Below are 20,464 nucleotides of genomic sequence, written 5' to 3' on the forward strand. Positions count from 1 at the left end.
ATTTCCTATGGGGCTTAATGGGTAGTTTGGTGGGATGTATAGCTGTAGTCACTTAGGCTTAGGTTTGGACAGTTTTGATAGCTTAAAGGTATGATGATACTATTTTTTTACTCAGCACTTTGCTGTATTTTGGATGAACAACTGCTGGCAGTTTCTAGAAATGTACACCAAGTTGAAAAATGATGGCGACAAATGGATTGCCTAAAAGCTCACCAGTAAGTAATTCCCCCATGCTTTTTAGAAAGTTGGCAGAGAGTCTAGCCAGCACTTTGCGGTGAGCAGTCCTACGTACTGGCTCAACTTGCCGCAAAATCCAAAATCTATGTATCGCATTCTGTTTTTAAATTGGCATCAGATGTACAAAACCAGGACAATAACGTAGCGTAAAGCTTTAAAGAAATTGGGTGGCGTTGGAACATCTGATAAATTTGGTCAGGTGATGTCGTACTAATTTCCGGACTATGTTGTTCCAACCGCCGGATGAGTTGGGTATGGCGAGTCAATAGATCGGCTGGTTTGAGCATAGGAGTTTTGGCGGCGATGAAGCCTTGAGCATCAGCATCAGTAGTCACTATTGCGGTGGTGATGTTTGCCACTGGTAAGGTCGATGCTATTTTGGCAGGAGGATGACTATGCGTTTCTGGCGTTGTACAACTGACGGGAATCTGAATCCAGAATTCTGTTCCTTCTCCTGGTTGAGAACGGCATTTGAGGATTCCTTGGTGTCCATCGACAACAATTTGGTGGCTGATGGCCATCCCTAACCCTGTGCCTTTACCTATTTCTTTGGTGGTGAAGAAGGGGTCGTAAATGCGGCGGAGGACTTCTTCTTTCATCCCAGGGCCGTTGTCAGCAATGCGAATGACCACCCAGTTTTCATCAAGGGCTTCGGTGCGAATGCTGATTTGGGGAGCAGTTTTGTTTTCTTTATTTGCCAGTGTTTCTTCTAAAGCATCGATAGCATTCGCCAGAATGTTCATGAACACCTGATTTAACTGTCCGGGATAGCACTCAATTAAGGGAAGTTCAGCATAGTCTTTGACGATTTCAATGGCTGGGCGATGGTTACTGGCTTTGAGACGATGGCGCAAAATCATGAGTGTACCGTCGATACCATCGTGGATGTTGACGGTTTTCATTTGGGTTTCGTCATGGCGAGAAAAGTTTTTCAAAGATTTGACAATTTCCACGATGCGATCGCTACCCAATTTCATCGAATCCAGCAATTTGGGTAAATCCTGCATAATAAATTCCAAATCGATGGTGTCTAAATCTGATTCCAAATCTGGTGGCGTTACAGGCAAAAATCTTTGATATTCTTGCAGTAAATACAACAAATCCTGCGAATATTCGGCAATATGCTTTAAATTGCCGCAAATAAAGTTAACAGGATTGTTGATTTCGTGGGCAACTCCAGCGATTAGTTGTCCCAAACTGGACATTTTTTCGCTTTGGATGAGTTGGGTTTGGGCTAATTGCAAATCCTCAAGAGCTTGCTGAAGTTTCTGTGACTGGGCTTTGGCTTGGGCAGTTGCTAGGGTGCTTTGTTCGTAAAGTAATGCTTTTTCAATGGCGACTGCTGTTTGTGATGCAAAAATACTCACCAATTTTAGGTGTTCAGCTTTGTAAGCATCAATTTTATTTGTGCCAATTGCGATCGCTCCAATTATTTGCTCTTTAGTTCGCAATGGTACGCAAATGAGGGCGTTGACGTTTTTTTGTCCCTGCAATCGCGGATCTGCTTGCACATCATTCACCAGTTCTGCCCGGCCACTCTGCACAATACTGCCAATGATTCCTTTCCCTGGTTCTGGTAGACTGCGATCGCAAAAACCACCAAATTCGGCAATCATCTCAAAAGCAGTTGCATCAGCATTCAACAACAAAATTACACCCGCAGATGATTCAATTAATTGACTGACTTCCTGTAGTACCAGCTGGGAAATTTCTCGCTTATCTAAACTTGTGGTGAGTTGCGTGGAAATATCTTCAAATAAATCAATTTCTTGGTATCTTTCTAATAATTCTTTGGCAAGTTCTTTTTTTTCCGCTTCTTGTTTGGCTAGCAAAGCCAACAAAGTTGCCACTGTGATTGTCTGTGTTTCCCCAACCACCCAACCGATAATTTCGCCTGAGATTTCAATGGGATATCGGTTGTCAGCAGTTTGTGTGCCAATTTTGACTAAAGTTGTCCCATCTGGCAAATCAACCTCAATCGCACTATTGAGATGACAGGCTAAATCTTGAAGTAAAGACAGTAACTCTTTTCTTTGGAGAATTTTTCTGAGGCTAACTGTAGACATAAAACACCTCTTTGAAAATGTATTGGCAATTGCCAGCAATTACACCAACCAAGAGATGTTTACGTTCCATCCTGACTACAGATTTACTACTTTGCAGCAACTCTAGCAGTAAATTTTTACCGGAATTGGCCTGATTGCCGCGATCGCTTGTAAATACTTCCATGAGATGTTTAATGACAATGGGGAATTGGTCAGCATAGTAAAATACCCAATAAACTAACGTATGACCCCCAGAATCAGTCCTCTAGCGATGAAATAGCTAGGAATTTTGACAATTGCCCAACTTTTTCCCAACACCAAGGAATAGCCATCACAGTCTAGGGATCTAAATCTAGACTAATAAGACTAGCTTTCCCAAAAATCTTGGCGGCGTAACGGCAAAATACTATTGAAAACGAAAAATCAAGAGTTTGTGACAAATAGAACTGACGCAACAATGGCATGAGTCTTAATTAAGCAACTCTATGTTAAATTTATCTGTCCACTTGCGATTAGCTTGATTACACTTAGAAATTAGCAACCGCATTGCTGTCCTTAAGCGTAATTATTATGAATTTATCTGTGAAACAACTGGCTATTTATTTATCTTTACTGGTAGTTGGCGGTGGTGCAGGTTTATTTGGCAGTCGCTATCTCCTGCCACAAAATCGCTCATTTCAAGAGTTAAGAAATGTGACAGCAGCTTTACCGCCGGAATCTGTAACGCCTTATGCCAGTGGCGGCAATACTGGTAATAGTAACAGCGATAATGTGAATTTTATTGCTACAGCCGTGCAGAAGGTAGGCCCTGCTGTAGTCAGGATTAATGCGACACGCAAAGTCGCAAATCCAATTTCTGAAGCTCTGAAAAATCCCCTATTACGTCGCTTTTTTGGCGAAGAAGAACAAGCAATTCCGCAAGAGCGTATCGAGCGCGGTACAGGCTCAGGATTCATCTTGAGTCAAAATGGAGAATTGCTGACAAATGCTCATGTGGTGGCGGACACAGATACAGTCCAAGTCACCCTCAAAGATGGTCGGAGTTTTGAAGGGAAGGTTATAGGTATTGACACTGTGACAGATGTGGCAGTTGTCAAAATTCCTGGCGATAAATTACCCACTGTGAAACTGGGTAATTCCCAAAATTTAATTCCTGGGCAATGGGCGATCGCTATTGGCAATCCTTTAGGTTTAGATAACACTGTCACTATTGGGATTATCAGCGCTACTGACCGCACCAGCGCGCAAGTAGGTGTCCCAGATAAGCGCGTTAGCTTTATCCAAACTGATGCGGCGATTAATCCAGGTAATTCTGGGGGCCCTTTATTAAATGCCCAAGGAGAAGTTATTGGCGTAAACACGGCAATTCGGGCTGACGCTCAAGGGTTAGGTTTCGCTATCCCCATTGAAATTGCCGCCCGTGTAGCCAACGAATTATTTACTAAAGGACACGTAGAACATCCCTTCTTGGGAATTGAAATGGCTGATTTATCTCCCACGAAAAAACAGCAAATTAATCAAGAAAATAAACTCAATATTAAGCAGGATAGTGGCGTTGTCATTAAAGGGGTCTTAGATGACTCACCTGCAAAACGCTCAGGTCTGCTACCTGGGGACATAATTCAAAAAGTTAACGGTAAGCCCGTGAAAACAGCCGCACAAGTGCAGAAACTAGTGGAGTCCAGCACAGTCGGGGATATTTTGGTACTTGAAATCAACCGCAGTGGCAAAATTCAGACTTGGAAAGTGCAGTCAGGCGTTTATCCTAAAAAATAGGTAACGGTCAAACAATTTTAGATTTTGGATTTTGGATTTTGGACTAAAAAATTATTCAATTTTAAATTGATTGTCCCTTGTGGATGCAGTCAATCTCAAATCTAAAATCCAAAATTGCTTGACTATTGACCATCAGATAAATAATCTAACTGCATTCTTTGTTCCATCTGACGGAGAAAATACCCAGTCATCATGGCTGATGCTAATAGCCCAGCTAAGTTTTCTCGGTCTGTGGTAATCTGCACGTTGAAATTTTCCGCAGGAAGCATCCCCACTAACCCCTGGACGTTTTGGGAAATGATTTGTTTAATTTCGGGGCTGACAGACTGGGCGACACGAGCTAGAACATCAGGCGACTGATGTTGCAAGTACTGGAGTAACTGATTGGGGTTTTCCTCAAAGTTCTCGCTTAGAAGTTGGTTCGGGTGTTCCTCAGAGTTGTCATTCAGAAAATTAGGATCAAACACCATTGGCAGTCTTTTTTAGCTTAGTTGCTAATTCTACTCTAAACCATAGTACAAGGGTAGGGCCTTTTCCACAGGTATGGGTTTTGGATCTACCTGGGGGTAAGGGGCTAGTACAACAAGGCAAAAGTAAAAAGGCAAAAGTAAAAAGAAAAAATAGTCATACCACAAGCCTTTTAGCAATTTCAGATGGTCTGTTTATTTCCGCCAACCTGTACTAGGGAGTGGGGAGTGGGGATTAGTTGAAAAAATGTTTTCTCATCCTAGCCTCTAGCCTCTAGTCCCGCTTCACTATCCTCAATTGCTAGGTCTAGCTCAAGTTGCTGTTCTTGGGTATCTAGTGGTTGGGGAAGTTGCTCAATTTGAAAATATTGATGAAATTTTGGTGTTATTTGTAAAGAATAGGAACGAGATTCGTTATCTCGCCGTTTTTTGACAAAACCTAATTCGACTAATTCAGGAACGTGTTGATAAACGCCTGAGCCGCGTAAATTAATTAAGTCGCTTTGCAGAATGGGACTATTGAGGGCGATCGCAGCTAAGGTTCGCAATGCACCTAGTCCCAATTCTACCGGAATCAGGGTTTGCACTAAGTCCTGAAAATCAGACCTAAGTTGGAGACTATAGCCATCTTTTGTCTCCACAACTTCTAAGGCACTATCTCTGCGGGCATAATTATCAATCAGTTCAATTATCCCTTCTTCCGCAGTAGCGCGATCGCAACCTGCATACTCGGCGATTTCACTCAAAGATAAGGGTTTGCCTTTTAAGTAGAGAATCGCTTCTATTTTTGTTGCTGTCTTAGTTGCGGTAGCTGTTTTCATGAGCGTTAATCACTAGTCAAAAGTCATTAGTCATTAGTCATTAGTCACTGAGAACAGATGACTCAATAACTGACGATTAACAAATGTGTGGGATTATAGTTTTTTTTGATACATAAGTCAAAAAGTACCTTAATAATTCTCAATATTGAGAATTTTTACCTTGATCCTCGATGATTGAGGATAAATTCCGCGATCGCTAAATCTTGGGGAGTGGTCACTTTTAAATTCGTCTCCTCACCCTCAACAATTCGGACTTCAATGCCGCATCTTTCAAATAAAGCCGCATCGTCAGTTACTTCCCAACCTTGACGAATACCTTCAGCGTGGCACTGCTTCAACAAATTCACATTGAATCCTTGGGGGGTTTGGGCAGCCCAGAGATTTCGTCGGTCGGGTGTACTCTGAATTATGCCACTTTCATCAACAACTTTAATCGTGTCTTTTACTGGGACAGCCGCAATCAAACCAGCACAGTGAAGAATTGCATCAGCACAAGCATTAAATAAATTGGGTGTAGCCAAGCATCTAGCACCATCATGAATTAACACTTGCTTGGCATTTGCTGGTAGTGCTTGTAAGCCGTTATAAACTGATTCCTGACGTGTAGCCCCACCGAGAATAAATTCCACAGGTTTAGTCAAGTTTAAATCGGCGATAATGGCTTTCAAGTCTTGCCAATCAACAGGTTGAGAAATAATTCCTACCCAACTAATCGAACTTGCCGCCTCAGCAGCTAGCAAAGTCCAAGCGATAATCGGTTTTGACTTGACCTCAAGTAAAAGTTTATTACGGTTACTACCCATTCTTTTGCCGACTCCGGCAGCAGGAATTAATAAATGCACAGGCTTCCTCGATCACTACACTAGGGGTTAGGGGTTAGAGGTTAGTATTTTTACGTAGCTAGTATGGAATTTTCTACTTCATACTTCACACTTCATACTTCAGACTTTTTCCCCACTCCCCATTCCCTAATCTTTCATACCTATATTCCCCTAAAATAGGGAGCGAGTACGCGTCAATAATTATTATGCGAGTAGTAGCCCTTGTACCTGGCGGAATTGGCGACCAAATTCTCTTGTTTCCGACTCTAGATGATCTGAACCGCTATTATCCCACAGCTCAGATAGATGTCGTTACCGAACCCCGGTCAAAGGCTGCCTACCGGGTGAGCAAATCTGTTCACGAGGTATTGACCTTTGATTTTAAAGATCGTAACAGTTTGGCAGATTGGGGAAACTTGGTAGGCTCAATTCGCGATCGCGAGTATGATATTGCCATTAGTTTTGGACAAAGCTGGTTAGTGGGACTGATGCTTTGGTTAACGGGGATTCCCCAACGTATTGGGTTTGAAGGCAAAGGAGCAAATTTTCTCACTAATACAGTGCCTTTTAACTCCTCTCAATACGTAGCAGCAGCGTTTCATGATTTGCTAAAACCATTAGGCATTAAAACACCTTGCCCAGAGTTAGCTGTAAATGTGCCTAAACCCGATATTGAATGGTCACAATATGAGCAAAAACGCTTGGGAGCAAATGACACTGGTTATGTGTTGATTTATGGTGGTGCAGATCCTATCCCACGAGGTAAAAGTACCGAGAAAATTTATCCTGTAGATAAATGGCAACCGATTATTCAAGAATTTCACAGTAAACAGCCAGATTTACCGATAGTTGTCATTCAAGGTGCTGATGATGAAGCCTTTGTGCGATCGCTGCGAGAATCTTGTCCAGAAATTAAGGTAACATCACCAGATAATATCGGTAAGTTGACAGCGATGATTGCCGGGGCAAACTTAATGCTGTCTACTGAAAGTGCGCCTTTACAGTTGAGTGTGGCAGTTCAAACCTACACCATCGGCTTAATTGGTTCCGCAGATCCGGCACAGTTGTTACCAAACAGCGAAAAATTCCTCGCTATTCAATCCCCGACTGGGAAAGTGGCAGATATTTCGCCAGCAACAGTTTCAGCAAAAATTTGGGGCGGCTAATTCAAGATGGCAGGTGACAGGTGGCGTTTCCCTATTCCTGTCACCTATCTTTTGCGAGTCATAGTTATGACCGCATTAACTGTGAGTTCAGGGATAATACCTAAAGTTGGCAAAAGGTCTTCTCCTGCAAAGGTTATCGGTAGGTCATCTCCTTGCCAAACCCATATTTGCTGACGAGCGATATCAATTAACCAAGCTAGTTGTGTTCCGTTACTGAGGCAGTGAAGAATTTTATTTTGTAAGTCTAGGGTGCTTTGGTCGGGTGAGCGAATTTCAATTAACCAATCTGGTGCGCCATTAAATGGGCCATCCTCATCAGCAAGGCGGTTGCAAGCAATAATCGCAATATCTGGCACTGGTGAGTAAGGGGGTATAATGCAGCGTAGCTCTTGCACGGCTTCAAATTGATCGGTGCGATCGTTAATATAATTGACTAGGTTACGTTGTAGGCGTGAGTGAAACAGGGTTGGCATTGTTTTTTGGACAACTCGCCCATCAATTAATTCCCAGGCAGGGGAAGCCTCAATATTGGGTTGAGTCAGAAACTCTGCCAGCGAAACTTGTGTGATTGATTGAGGCATATCTGTTAACAAAATCTTACTATGCTTGCTTGTACAGACTTTGGTGATATTTCATATTTTATTGGCTTTTTAGGCGATCGCTTTATTCAGCTTTTTTCATAGAGTCAACTTTCCACAACACAGGTCTTTCTTTTAATCCTTGAGGAAATCTAATTGAAATGGGTTCAAATTTATAATTTTGCTGTTTTGCTAATTCATTCAGCCAGTCTTTACTAGGATTATAGCGGTACAAAAATACATCACTAAATTGCTCCAATTTCTCCACGACTGGCATTTGAATTCTAAATGTATCGGCAGATTGAATTGGACAGGTAGCACAGCGAGGCTGAAGGAGAACTTTTACAGTTGGATTCAGTGAGTAACTTAAAGATAAAAGACGGCCTACCGAGGCATCACTAATTAAAAGCGGATGAGTAGCCTGATTAATTATTTTGGCAACAGCCATATTTTCGCCGTTGTGGCCTTTGTTATACCAAACTGTTGCTTGAGAGGTAACGACACAAGACAAAATACTTCCCGTAACTAAGATAACTAAGAATAATCGCCAAAACTTTTCATACCAAGATTTTAATGAAGGACTAGTTAAATTTTTTCCTAACAAATAAGTAATAGCTAGTTGGACTGCTAATAAACCTGGAATCATATACCGTGCCAGTGTTGAGCGTATTCCACCTGAAATTAAGTCGGGTATCATCAACGGTAATGTGCTAGCAAAAGTTAAAAGAACAATCAGTAACCAAACTGATATGGGTGTTTGACGACACAGGCGATAAAAGGCATATAAGGTCAAGACTATCAACACTCTATGCACATAAAAATCCCAGGGTGCTTGATTTACATCAAAAAAGATCCTGCCAAGGTGCTGAATCCATATATCCCTAAGTTCTGAGTTTTTCAGACTGTAACGGGATGCCCAACTGAGTCCTTTGTTAGCTTGAGATTGATTAACGATGAGAATCCAAGCATAAGGAAGAAAAACTACAATACTTAATACAGAGGCTAGAAAGTAACTTCTGATAGTTTTTTGATTACGAAACCCACAGATGATCATGACATAAAGAGCGTGAGCAATCATTACCCATCCAGTCAGAAGAAATGTATAAAAACTGATTACCAGAGTGAATATATAAAGACCCCAGCTAGCCCTACTATTTAATCTGATTGCGCGTAATAAAGCTGCTGTTGTTAGTAAAGTAGTTACAGCCCATAAACTGTATTGTCTCGATTCCTGAGCAAAAAGCACATGAAATGGTGAGACAGCAATTAATCCCATCATTAAATACGTAGGCAACGTAGAAGTGAAAACTCCTGTTTCAATAAAAAGTTCTTGACACAGCCAATAAGCACAGGGAAATGCTATCAGGCTAAGTAATGCAGGTAAAAACCTAGCCAATGCGGGTGAACTACCAACAATGCGGAACCAAATATTTGCCAAACTGTAATATAAAGGAGGATGTTGCGGATCTTCCTTAATCAAGCTTTTAGCTGTATCAACAAGGTTTCTTGTGCCATCAGGGTGCTGATATCGTTGGAGTTCAGTTACACTAACTACTGAATTTGGGGAAAATTTTTCCACAACTTCTTGTTCAGTGTAGCCAGAAGCCCTTAAAGAGGTTATGGCTTCGTCATACCAGTAAACTTTATGGTCAAGATTAGTAAAACGGAAAAATATACCCAATAACAGGACAATCAAAAAGAAAAAATGCAAGACAAACTTACCATTTGATTGGTATTTTTTGATGATTTGCATGAGTCAGTTATCCAGAAGTAGATTTGTGTCTATATTTAGACTTATTGGCAGAATACAACATAATATTTTGATTTCTGCCAAATTTTTTGAAATCTTACTGAGACAATTTCTGCTTCTGTTTGATGATTGAATCTGTATGAGGTAGGGAGCAAATTAACAGAACAATATTAATAAAAACTGCCAGATTTGCGATGTTCAATAGCGGTTATCCCATCATTGGTTAGCATTTCTCCTTTATCTACTACTTAAATCAACCATCGATCGCCACCTTCGAGTTGATTTTGTACAGTGCATTCTAAATAGGCTAATGCGTCATCCAAAATCAAACAACCATTAGCAGCAGTTAACGCCATTTTGAATTAATCCTTGAGCGATCGCATTTGCTACAATTGCTTTATTCCCCTAGTTATGATTTGACACATCTGTGCAGAAACGACAAAACCCTCTCCCTTGCACCGATGCAACAGCAAGGTCGGAAGATTGTCGTCAACTAGCCTGTCATTCATCTCGTCGTCCTATCGGACTGAGTGAGAGGCTTCTGCCAGTTCAAGCTAAATCTAGATGTTAAATAAGAATGTTATCCTCTTCATAAGAAATACTGAAAATTTAATCCACTAAATTAAGCTTTAATTTAAATGGGTACTCTTTGGCTGCAATTGCTGTTTCAGCCATAATAAATGCTTAAAAATAAACAAGTTATTCAAAAATTATGCCAGATACTAAACCGCGTGACGTACAAATACTACCCATTGCGACCGATACAACTGTCATGCGATCGCGCAGTTGGACAAGGTTAAGATTTGAAATTGAATATGCCCTAGCTAAAGGAACTACAGCTAACTCTTATTTAATTCAAGCAGATAAAATCGCTTTAATTGACCCGCCTGGAGAAACTTTCACGCAAATTTATCTGGATGCGTTGCAAAAGCGTATTGATGTCACAGCCATTGATTATGTCATTCTTGGTCACATCAACCCTAACCGCGCCGCCACTTTAAAAGCTTTATTAGAAATTGCACCCCAAATTACCTTTGTTTGTTCTAACCCAGGGGCGATAAATTTACGCGGTGCTTTAGAAAACCCCGACTTACCAATTATCGTGATGCGGGGAGACGAAACCCTCGATTTGGGTAAGGGACATAACCTGCAATTCATCCCTACACCAAACCCCCGCTACGCTGATGAACTCTGCACCTATGACCCGCAAACCGAAATTCTCTACACAGATAAGTTATTTGGGGCGCATATCTGCGGCGACCAAGTTTTAGATGAAGGCTGGGAAATTATCAACGAAGACCGCCGTTATTATTATGACTGCCTGATGGCTCCCCACGCGCGGCAGGTGGAAACAGCACTAGAAAAACTCGCAGATTTTCCCGCACGTTTGTATGCGACGGGACACGGGCCTTTAGTACGTTACGGCTTAATTGAGCTAACTAAAGCTTATCGCCAATGGAGTCAACAGCAAACCTCGGCTGACTTGACAGTTGCATTAATTTATGCTTCGGCGTATGGCAATACTGCCACCTTAGCCCAAGCGATCGCGCGTGGCATTACAAAAGCTGGTGTGGCGGTAGAATCAATTAACTGCGAATTTACTGAACCAGAAGAAATCCGCGCGGCGGTGGAAAAATCTGATGGTTTTGTCATGGGTTCACCCACGTTAGGCGGTCATGCACCCACACCAGTGCAAACAGCTTTAGGGATTGTATTATCCACCGCCACGAATAATAAACTGGCGGGTGTATTTGGTTCCTTTGGTTGGAGTGGTGAAGCCGTCGATTTAATTGAAAGCCGACTCAAAGATGCTGGTTATCGCTTTGGTTTTGATGCCATCCGTGTAAAATTTAAACCCGATGATGCCACCTTACAATTGTGTGAAGAAGCCGGAACAGACTTTGCCCAAGCCTTGAAGAAAGCCAAAAAAGTGCGATCGCAAGGTGTCCCCGCGACCAATGTCGAACAAGCAGTAGGGCGTATTGTTGGCTCTCTGTGCGTGCTGACAGCCAAACAAGAAGATAGAGCCAGCGCCATGTTAGCCTCATGGGTAGCCCAAGCCAGCTTTAATCCGCCGGGGTTAACTATCGCCGTTGCCAAAGAAAGAGCAGTAGAATCACTAACCCACTCAGGTAACGAATTTGTCTTGAATATTCTTAAAGAAGGCAGTCACATCGGGTTGATGAAACATTTCCTCAAACCCTTCGGCCCTGGAGAAGACCGATTTGCAGGTGTCGCCACGGAAGAAGGTGCAAATGGCTCTCCGATTTTGGCTGATGCTTTAGCTTACTTGGAGTGTAAAGTTCAGCACCGGATGGAATCGGGCGACCACTGGTTAGTTTATGCCACTGTGGAAAATGGTAAGGTGTTGAATCAGGATGGTGTGACGGCGGTGCATCATCGCAAGTCGGCTACGCATTATTAATGTGTTTTAACGCAGAGGGGCGCTGAGGTTGGCGCAGAGTTACGCGGAGTATATACTCTCTGTGTACTCTGCGTCTGGAGTGGTTTGTTATTTAGTAAGAATGACATGGGTAAACTTCATCACATCGAGTATAAAGAGTGATTACGATTTACTTTTGTGATGTTGGGGTGTCTGTGTTCAAATTTCTCACTAAACTCGACTATTTACTCAAAGAAACTTTTTTAGGATTATTGCGTGGCGGCTGGATGAATTGGGCTGCTGTTAGCACTGTGGCGGTATTATTATTTTTGTTCGGCTTGAGTTTGCAAACTTCTTGGCAGGTAGAAAAACTCCTCAATCAATTCGGTAGCCAGTTGGAGGTTTCCGTATATTTAGAACCGGGAGTTCCAGCCAAAAGTATCGAGCATTTGGTAGTAAAAATGCCGGAAGTTGTAGAGATGCAAAGCATTTCTAAAGAAGAAGCTTGGCCAAAATTAGTCAAAGATTTGGGAATTGCGGATATTGATGGTGCAACTCAGCAACTAGGGGAAAATCCTTTAGTGGATGAGATGAAGGTCAAAGCGCGTAACTCTCAAACAGTACCAGTTTTAGCTACAAATCTGGCGAAATTGCGCGGTGTTGATACTGTTGAATATGTAGATGAAGCTGTCAAACGAATTGCTCAGTTGCATCGCGGGTTAAACTGGTTTACTGTGACAATTACCTGTATTTTGACTTTAACTGCGATCGCTGTTACTACTACTACCATTCGTCTAATTGTGCTGGCGCGAAAGCAGGAAATTGAAATTATGCAGCTAGTCGGCGCAACTTCGGCGTGGATTTATCTACCGTTTATTTTACAAGGAATTTCCTTTGGTTTAGTTGGTGGTGCGATCGCTTGGAGTTTTATTTCGGTAATTGAACAGTTTTTAGGTAAACTCTTAGCTAATCAACCAGAGTTTATTCAATTCATTGCCAATGGTGTGCAACTTGCACCCTCACAAATCTTATTATTACCGTTGATTCTCTTAAGTTTCGGTGCAACGGTAGGATTAATAGGTAGCTTATTTGCAGTACATCGGTTTGCTAAGGCTTAGTCTATGTTCCAGAGTTCTCTATTATATTGATCAAATGACGAATGACCAATGACAAAGGACAAATAACATGACATCTCAATGGGAATCTTTATTAAAAAATCTTGGTGAGTGGCAAGGTTCATTCACCCGATTTTCGCCTCAAGGTGCGCTGTTGAACAATGTTAAAAGCGTAGTTTCTTTAGAAGGGTTGAATGATAATAAAACTATTCACCAAGTTGTTAGCCGTGAAGGGCAAGAAGATTTAGTTTTAGAATATAGTTCACTATCGAAGGCAACACTTTTTTTTGACAATGGTGCATTTTCTCAAGGTTCGATTCAGTTAGCACCATTTACCGAATTTGGTGCAGAACTAAGTTTAATTTATGAAAATCGCCGCGTACGTTTAGTGCAATTATTTGATAAAAATGGTCAGCTAGATAAACTAACTTTAATCCGAGAACATTTAGCCGGAACCGAAGCAGTAGAAAACCCTCCCTTAACGGTAAATGATTTGTTGGGGGAATGGCGTGGTGAGGCGGTTACAATATATCCTGACTGGCGATCGCCTGATAAATACTCTTCAACTTTAAAATTACATTTAGATGATACTGGACGTTTAGTGCAAAGTTTGACTTTTGGCGAAAGAACCATCACTTCAACAGGCACTATCAAAGATTCTCTAATTCACTTTGACCAAAATCCCCAAAATCAGGTGCAAGTTTTACTATTACCTAATGGTGCTTCTGCTACATCGCCATTACAAGTGAAGTTACGTCAACCTTTATTTTTAGAAGTGGGTTGGTTAATTCACCCTAATTTACGTCAGCGTATGGTTCGTAGTTATAACGATAAAGGTGAATGGGTGAGTCTTACATTGGTAACTGAACAAAAGGTGTAAAAGTGATTATGAAAGTAAGTCCTGATTAATAATTCCATTGATTAAGAATAATAAATTGATTCTCCAGATAATAGCTTGCGGCTTCTAGATTAGCAATTGCCTTGACAATAGTTTGATAGGTCATATTCTTAGATACTACAAAATCTTGATAAACCGCCAAAATGCCTGGATGAGATGGATTTGTTTGATGTAATTCTTGAAAATCATTACAGTTACGGGTAAGCAGCACACGTCCATCTTGTCTTGCATAATCTAACACAACTACATCAGGACAATTCATTAAACCTACTAAATTAACAGTCACTACATCATGACCTACTGCTTGAAGAAGATGAACCAAGTATTTTGCTTGAGAATCCTCATCAAGCAGCATTCGTAGACTCAATTGATACTCCTTTTACTTGTAGGCGATAGCGTTCCTCATCCGCTTCTAGTTTTAGTAGTTCTTGGTGACTCTCGCAGTAATTAATCACTTCTTCAATAGCACATAGGGGTAAATCCCAATTTTCGGCGGCTTCCTCTGAAGACATCTGATTAGCCATCATATCCTGCCAAATAGTTGATGCCAGAAGTTTGCGTCCTTTAATATAAAGTTGTTTACGCCAGGGATGAGAACGAGCTACTAAATATTGCCAGTTTTCAGTTTGAGGTATATCTTGTAGAGATTGAATAATAGCATTGACAAGGGCGAGGCGATCGCTTACAGAAAGTTTACGAACTTGCTCTTTCAGTTCTTGTAGGGACATCAAGCTACTCCAAAGTATTTTTTTCACAACTTAGATAGAATTACTATATATATCCTAAATATAAGGGAACGAACCGCCAAGTGCGCCAAGTACGCCAAGAAAAATAAGAATAATTACCTCTGCGTGACTTTGCGCTTGACTCTGCGTAACTTTGCGTTAAAAAACATTCGCCTCACCTAAATATTGTGGTAATATCTTCAGCAAAGGTTGTGGATATTTGCAACTCAGATTTACAGAAATTCAAATATATTTTTGCAACTTTATCTAAGGGATTTTGTTGCAAACATTCTTGAAAATATTGGGAAGCAACAGCAAATTTTTGTTGTTCATAAAATGCTAATCCTTGGGCAAATAATTCTTTTGTTGCTAGTTTACCTTGTCTCACTTCTAAGGCATCAGCAGCAAACACTTCATGCACAGTGACGGCAATCATTTTACCTTTTACTTTCACCTGTCCGACTACGCGGATATAATTGCGATCGCATTTTTTCAACCTTTGATAAGTTTGGTCGGTAATTAATAGTGGTGTGCTGAATGTTTTGGTTAAGCCTTCAATGCGAGAAGCTAAGTTAACTGCATCACTAATTACTGTGCCATCCATCCGATTTAAGCCGCCAACTGTGCCTAAAATTAACGAACCTGTATTAATGCCAATGCCAATTTCAATTGGTGAGTAACCATTAATTTGGCGTTCTTGGTTGTAAGTTACTAAGGTTTTTAACATAGCGATTCCGGCTTGCACTGCGTCATCTGCATCTTTAGCAAATAACGCCATAATTGCATCGCCAATATATTTATCAATGAAACCGTTGTGTTGAATAATTATCGGTTCCATGCAACTAAGATAAGAGTTGATAAATTGAAAGTTTTCGGCGGGAGTTAAGGTTTCCGAAAGGGTAGTAAAGGAGCGAATATCAGTAAATAAAACTGACATTTCTCTTTGCACTTGATCCCCCAACTGCACATCGACAATACTTTCTTTGTTCAAGACTTGGAGAAATTGGCGCGGGACAAAACGTTCGTAGGCTTGGTTGAGGGCGGCTAAATTTGTGTATAAACGGGCATTTTCAATGGAAATCGCCGCCTGTGTCGAAAGTAAGTTGAGTAATTCTAGGCGGTCTGGGGTAAAGGCTCCTGTTGTTAAGTTATTCTCTAAATAGACAATTCCGGCTAATTTGCCTTGATTAATTAACGGCGCGCATAAAAGCGATCGCGGTTGGGATTGGCGAATATAAGCATCGCGGATAAATTCGCCTTTGCGTGTAGCATCATTCAACACAACGCTAGTTTTAGTGCGGATAACGTAGTTAACAATGGCGACGGAAAGCAACTGGCTATCTTCAATTGAGAGAGATTCTAATACCTTGACGCTATTTTGTTCAACAATTGCTTGGGCTTCAATTAAAAATTTTCCTTTGGTTTCTAATAGCAGAAAACCGCGTTGCGCCCCGGCATTTTCCATTAAAATTCTCATCAAGTTAGCCAGCAATTTATCTAGCTGAATTTCCCCTGACAAAGCTTGAGAGGCTTTCATGACTGTCATCAAGTCGAGGGAGGCGGAGCCGCTACTACTAGTAATACTGCTGGCGTTAGTACTTTTGGTTGTGAGATGCGGTAAAATCACCCTTTCTAACTTGCGGGCTAACAGTTGGGGATATTGAGTTTCTAAATATTTCACCTTAGCAGTTGCGCCCCATTGCAAATAAAGATAGCAAGCGTCTTGCATATATCCTTGGGCTACCTTTAACTTATTTTGGGCGAGGTAAAATTTAGCTGCTAACTCATTGGCTAAAGCCGCTTCGTTAGGATATTGATTTTCTTGGGCTAAGGTTATAGCACGATCATAACACGCGATCGCCTCTGCTGCTTCCCCTTGTACCCGATGCCATTCTGCTTCGACTAATGCCAATTTATGGGCGTAGTTACTAGGGGCAAATTGCGCCCAAGTTTTCAATTTTTTTTGATTGGCGGCTACTTGTTTAATTAGGGTTTGGCGTTCTGGTAAATTTTTGGTAGTTGCTGCGGCTAATCTGGCTAAAGAATCATAAAAATAGAACCAGCCAACCACAAATAATGCCACCACCGCATCTAAATAAGGAATTGCCAAATCAGCATTTTGGCAAGCCGTAGCGTAGTCTTCAAACAGGTAATTTAGCGTCAACAGGTGAGTATAAACAGTAAAAATTGCTGTGCGATAGTTCGTTTCGATGTGTAGCGGTAACATCTTGGTTGCATCGTAGAACTCTCCTACCAATTCACAGGGATTGGCATTTTTACCTTGTAAATTTGCGATCGCTTGACGGTACATTTGAATTAAGTCAAAAACTGGCTTTTTCTTAAATTTTTGAATTGCTTCTACATAAATACCTAGCTGTGCATCTACACCAGTTAATTCTTGTCCACAAAAGTAGCAATGACTACTGCAAGCATTAGCAGCAAAGGAAGCATATTCTGTATCCCCTGTATCTCGCCCTATTTGGAAGGCGGCTTGTAATGCTGGAATAGTATTTAATATCGGTTCTCGCCAGTGACGCACAAAGCAATTCACTACCAACAGGGTTCTAGCTTGGATATTTTTGGCGTTGAAGCGTTCTATTAGTTGTAATGCCAATTCCCCAAACTCGTATCCTCCTGCTAAATCTCCGACTACACCACAGAGAATCAAGCCATACGTAGCGTAAGCAAAGGCTGATTCTGGGGCGTTACCATGTATCGCTGAGAGTTCCACCTGTTTAAATACAGTTAGGGGGAAAACGTTAGGGGCGGCGAGATAAGTTGGCGAAGCAATACTAGCCAGGATGCGAATTGCGGCTAATTTATTCGGGTTGGTAAGTTGCGGTAAATCAGCTAAAGCTTGTACCTGTCTACCTGCTAAAGCAAGTTTAGTTTTTAACAATCCCAAAATAATCTGCACTTGTCCGGGGTTAGCCGCGATGGGAATTCCCAGTAGTTTGAGAACTTGTAGCCCTAATTTGGAAGCTGCTAAAAGTTCATCACGGGCAATCAAAGATTGAATTTTAACAGCATATACCTGCACTTGATCGAGGGTAGTTTGGGTATGGCGTAACACCTCCTCAATTAATTCATCCATGCCTTCAAACGCGCCAGTTAGATATGCAGCTTCAACAGCAGCTTCGTGCAGTGCCAAGGTTAAAGGATACTGCTGTTGCCAACGGTTAGCTTGGAGAAAGTTAATTCCGGTGGTGAGATACTCTAAAGCAGGTTCGTAGGCGGCGGAGGCTTGAGCTTTTTTCCCGGCTGTTAAGTTCAACTGCGCGAGTTCTTGCCGTTGTTGAGCGTCTGTAATTAAACTCAAGCCAAAGTTTAATTGATTAACAATGTCAAAAATCTTGTCTTCTTGCTCTTGGGGACTGATACTTTGTAATAATAATTGCCCGATTTGCAAATGAACTGCTTGTTTTTCTTTGGTGGGAATAAGAGAATGGGCGGCTTGCTGGACGCGATCGTGCAAAAATTTGTAGACTACATCTAAGTTTGTCAGGTTGGCGGCAATTTCGCGATCGCCTACTTGCAATAATTGGTAATTGTTACCTTGGGGTAATATCAGCCCCATTTCCACTGCTTCCCATAAATTGGTGGCTGTCTCTGGTAAGGATTTTTTTTGAACGATGGCTAAGGTTTTTAAGTCAAATTGATTACCAATACAAGATGCTAATTTCAATGCCTGTTGAGTTGCATCTGGTAGCTTTTGAATTTTGCCCGCCATCAATTCAACGACGTTATCGGTAATTTGCGCCGCCTGAATTTTGGTTAATTGCCAGTCCCATTCTCGTTTTTGCACATCAAATTGCAACAATCCTTCTGTATACAACGACTTCAAAAACTCGTTCATAAAGAAGGGGTTGCCGTTGGTTTTTTGCTGTAGGAGTTGGGCTAGGGGTGCTAACCTCCCAGAATTACGACTATTAAAGGTATCGCCCAAAAGTTCTTGAATTTGGGGTAGTTCTAAAGGTGTTAAGGTGAGTTCGTGAATTTTTACCCCTGCTTGTTCTAAAGATGCGATCGCACTGCGTAAAGGATGGGTAGAATCTACTTCATGATCTCGATACGCGCCAATTAGCAACAAATATTCACTATCTGGCTGGCTAGTTAACATCTCAATTAACTGCAAAGATGCACTATCCGCCCATTGCAAATCATCCAAGAAAATTACTAAAGGATGTTCTTTTTGGGTAAAAACAGTAATAAAGTTTTGCAGAACTAAATTAAAGCGGTTTTGCGCTTCCTGTGGTGGTAATTCAATTACAGGTGGCTGTTTGCCAATAATTAGTTCAACTTCGGAAATGACATCAATAATTATCTGCGCGTTCACCCCCAACGCATTTAATAGCTTTTCCCGCCAGAGGTTAATTTCTGCTTCCGTGGTGGTTAAAAGTTGACGAATTAAACCTGTAAATGCCTGAATTAGCGCGCTATAGGGAATATTACGTTGAAATTGATCAAACTTGCCAGCAATGAAATAACCCCGTTTTTGGGTGATGGGTTTATAAATTTCCTGCACTAAGGCTGATTTCCCAATTCCCGAATAACCCGCAATCAGCATGACTTCACTACTGCCCTGACTAGCCCTGTCAAAGGCTGTTAGTAGGTTGGCAACTTCTGGTTCTCGTCCGTAAAGTTTTTGCGGAATTTGAAATCTGCCGGAAATATCCTGCTGTCCTAATTCAAATGTGGCGATTTCGCCTGTATTGCGGAGTAGTTCTAAACATTGTTCTAAATCTGCTTGTAAGCCAAAGGCACTTTGATAACGCGCTTCAGCCGTCTTTTCCAGCAACTTCATCACTAAGTTAGAGACAACCAAAGGAATGGCCGAATTTAGTTGATGCGGGGGAAGGGGTTGTTTAGCAATGTGGCTGTGAACTAATTCCACCGGATCATCACTAATAAACGGTAATTGCTGTGTTAGCAGTTCGTAAAAAGTCACCCCCAAGGAATAGAAATCAGTACGATAATCAATAGTGCGATTCATTCTCCCTGTTTGTTCAGGAGAAATATAAGATAAAGTGCCTTCTAAAACATTAAGGTTACGTAAGGTGGGATCTTCTTTGGATAACAAAGTAGCAATGCCAAAGTCGATAATCTTGGCTTGTTGCGTGTTGGGGTTGAGGAGAATATTGCCAGGATTAATATCTTTATGAATAATTTGCTGCTGATGAATTGCACCTAAAGCTGCTGCTACTTGAATCGCTAGGTGTAAAAAATTTTCTATTAGTATGGGTGGTTGATGGAGTAAATTACGTAGAGGTTGCCCACCAAAATCTTCTAAGACTAAGACTAAAGTATTTTCGTATTTTTCTAAGCTGTAGGCTTGAATAATGCCAGGTACTTGAAAGCGACGAGTCAGTTCATATTCCAGTTTAAACCGAGCGATCGCTTCTGGAGGCGGATATTCCCATCGCAGCAATTTTAATACTACCAGCTGGCGATCAGACTCGCGGTAGCCTTGATACACCTGAGAATGGGGGCTTTCGTACAGTTCCCTTAAAATTTTGTACCCTTCTAGTGTGATCATAGATGGCTAAAGCGTCAGCTCTATTTTTAGCAGCCTACTCAGTATAATTTGCAAGGTTTTAAAACTGCCAAGAATAGACGCGTAAGTTAGCAAAACCCTGACATCTAATTTCAACAATTAAATTTTCTACATCAGTCCGAAAATCA

Annotated in this window: 15 protein-coding genes and 1 pseudogene; 5 read left to right on the forward strand and 11 right to left on the reverse strand. The window is 41.3% G+C overall.

Annotated features, from left to right (window positions below; genetic code table 11):
* Positions 1–320: 320 nt before the first annotated feature.
* Both H6G69_RS26515 and H6G69_RS26520 read right to left on the reverse strand, forming a co-directional pair.
* Positions 321–2,303 carry an ATP-binding protein gene (locus tag H6G69_RS26515; protein WP_190692106.1) on the reverse strand — a complete coding sequence of 661 codons (1,983 nt, stop codon included), beginning with the start codon at positions 2,301–2,303 and terminating at the stop codon, positions 321–323.
* The gene (locus H6G69_RS26520) at positions 2,290–2,466 is read right to left on the reverse strand and encodes a hypothetical protein (RefSeq protein ID WP_190692107.1); all 177 of its coding nucleotides are present in this window, start codon (positions 2,464–2,466) and stop codon (positions 2,290–2,292) included. The genes H6G69_RS26515 and H6G69_RS26520 overlap by 14 nt, the downstream gene beginning before the upstream one ends.
* 386 nt (positions 2,467–2,852) lie before the next feature.
* On the opposite strand from H6G69_RS26520, the gene H6G69_RS26525 reads away from it, so the two are divergent.
* The gene (locus H6G69_RS26525; protein WP_190692108.1) at positions 2,853–4,058 is read left to right on the forward strand and encodes an HhoA/HhoB/HtrA family serine endopeptidase; all 1,206 of its coding nucleotides are present in this window, start codon (positions 2,853–2,855) and stop codon (positions 4,056–4,058) included.
* A 122-nt stretch (positions 4,059–4,180) separates the two neighbouring features.
* On the opposite strand, the gene H6G69_RS26530 is transcribed toward H6G69_RS26525, so the two are convergent.
* From H6G69_RS26530 to ispD, 3 genes are all read right to left on the reverse strand, one after another.
* Positions 4,181–4,528, reverse strand: coding sequence for a DUF760 domain-containing protein (locus H6G69_RS26530; protein WP_190692109.1), 348 nt, complete (start codon positions 4,526–4,528; stop codon positions 4,181–4,183).
* A 257-nt stretch (positions 4,529–4,785) separates the two neighbouring features.
* A complete protein-coding gene (gene scpB, locus H6G69_RS26535) occupies positions 4,786–5,346 on the reverse strand; it encodes an SMC-Scp complex subunit ScpB (RefSeq protein WP_190692110.1) in 561 nt (186 codons plus the stop codon).
* A 155-nt stretch (positions 5,347–5,501) separates the two neighbouring features.
* Entirely contained in the window at positions 5,502–6,188 is a 687-nt protein-coding gene (ispD, locus tag H6G69_RS26540) for a 2-C-methyl-D-erythritol 4-phosphate cytidylyltransferase (protein WP_190692111.1), read from the reverse strand.
* A 185-nt stretch (positions 6,189–6,373) separates the two neighbouring features.
* On the opposite strand from ispD, the gene H6G69_RS26545 reads away from it, so the two are divergent.
* Positions 6,374–7,333, forward strand: a complete 960-nt coding sequence (locus H6G69_RS26545; RefSeq protein WP_190692112.1) for a glycosyltransferase family 9 protein — start codon at positions 6,374–6,376, stop codon at positions 7,331–7,333.
* A 44-nt stretch (positions 7,334–7,377) separates the two neighbouring features.
* On the opposite strand, the gene H6G69_RS26550 is transcribed toward H6G69_RS26545, so the two are convergent.
* From H6G69_RS26550 to H6G69_RS26560, 3 genes and pseudogenes are all read right to left on the reverse strand, one after another.
* The gene (locus tag H6G69_RS26550; RefSeq protein ID WP_190692113.1) at positions 7,378–7,914 is read right to left on the reverse strand and encodes a Uma2 family endonuclease; all 537 of its coding nucleotides are present in this window, start codon (positions 7,912–7,914) and stop codon (positions 7,378–7,380) included.
* 82 nt (positions 7,915–7,996) lie between these two features.
* On the reverse strand, positions 7,997–9,664 hold the full coding sequence (locus H6G69_RS26555) for a glycosyltransferase family 39 protein (protein WP_190692114.1): 1,668 nt from the start codon (positions 9,662–9,664) through the stop codon (positions 7,997–7,999).
* 167 nt (positions 9,665–9,831) lie between these two features.
* Positions 9,832–10,008 (reverse strand): annotated as a pseudogene (locus H6G69_RS26560) (flavin reductase family protein); the annotation flags it as partial.
* Between the two features lie 365 nt (positions 10,009–10,373).
* On the opposite strand from H6G69_RS26560, the gene H6G69_RS26565 reads away from it, so the two are divergent.
* The 3 genes from H6G69_RS26565 (at position 10,374) to H6G69_RS26575 (ending at position 14,039) form a co-directional block, all read left to right on the forward strand.
* Positions 10,374–12,086 carry a diflavin flavoprotein gene (locus H6G69_RS26565; RefSeq protein ID WP_190692115.1) on the forward strand — a complete coding sequence of 571 codons (1,713 nt, stop codon included), beginning with the start codon at positions 10,374–10,376 and terminating at the stop codon, positions 12,084–12,086.
* Positions 12,087–12,259: 173 nt separating this feature from the next.
* Positions 12,260–13,162, forward strand: coding sequence for an ABC transporter permease (locus H6G69_RS26570; protein ID WP_190692148.1), 903 nt, complete (start codon positions 12,260–12,262; stop codon positions 13,160–13,162).
* A gap of 67 nt (positions 13,163–13,229) precedes the next feature.
* Positions 13,230–14,039 carry a DUF3598 family protein gene (locus H6G69_RS26575; RefSeq protein WP_190692116.1) on the forward strand — a complete coding sequence of 270 codons (810 nt, stop codon included), beginning with the start codon at positions 13,230–13,232 and terminating at the stop codon, positions 14,037–14,039.
* A gap of 25 nt (positions 14,040–14,064) precedes the next feature.
* On the opposite strand, the gene H6G69_RS26580 is transcribed toward H6G69_RS26575, so the two are convergent.
* The 3 genes from H6G69_RS26580 to H6G69_RS26590 all read right to left on the reverse strand — a co-directional run bounded on the left by H6G69_RS26580 (position 14,065) and on the right by H6G69_RS26590 (position 20,318).
* Positions 14,065–14,412: a DUF5615 family PIN-like protein gene (locus H6G69_RS26580; protein ID WP_190692117.1), complete on the reverse strand. Its 348-nt coding sequence runs from the start codon at positions 14,410–14,412 to the stop codon at positions 14,065–14,067.
* A complete protein-coding gene (locus H6G69_RS26585) occupies positions 14,402–14,785 on the reverse strand; it encodes a hypothetical protein (protein WP_190692118.1) in 384 nt (127 codons plus the stop codon). Before H6G69_RS26585 ends, H6G69_RS26580 begins: the two co-directional genes overlap by 11 nt.
* A gap of 172 nt (positions 14,786–14,957) precedes the next feature.
* Positions 14,958–20,318: an AAA family ATPase gene (locus tag H6G69_RS26590; RefSeq protein WP_190692119.1), complete on the reverse strand. Its 5,361-nt coding sequence runs from the start codon at positions 20,316–20,318 to the stop codon at positions 14,958–14,960.
* Between the last annotated feature and the right edge of the window lie 146 nt (positions 20,319–20,464).

This window comes from Nostoc sp. FACHB-110 (genome assembly GCF_014697425.1).
GTDB lineage: Bacteria > Cyanobacteriota > Cyanobacteriia > Cyanobacteriales > Nostocaceae > Nostoc_B.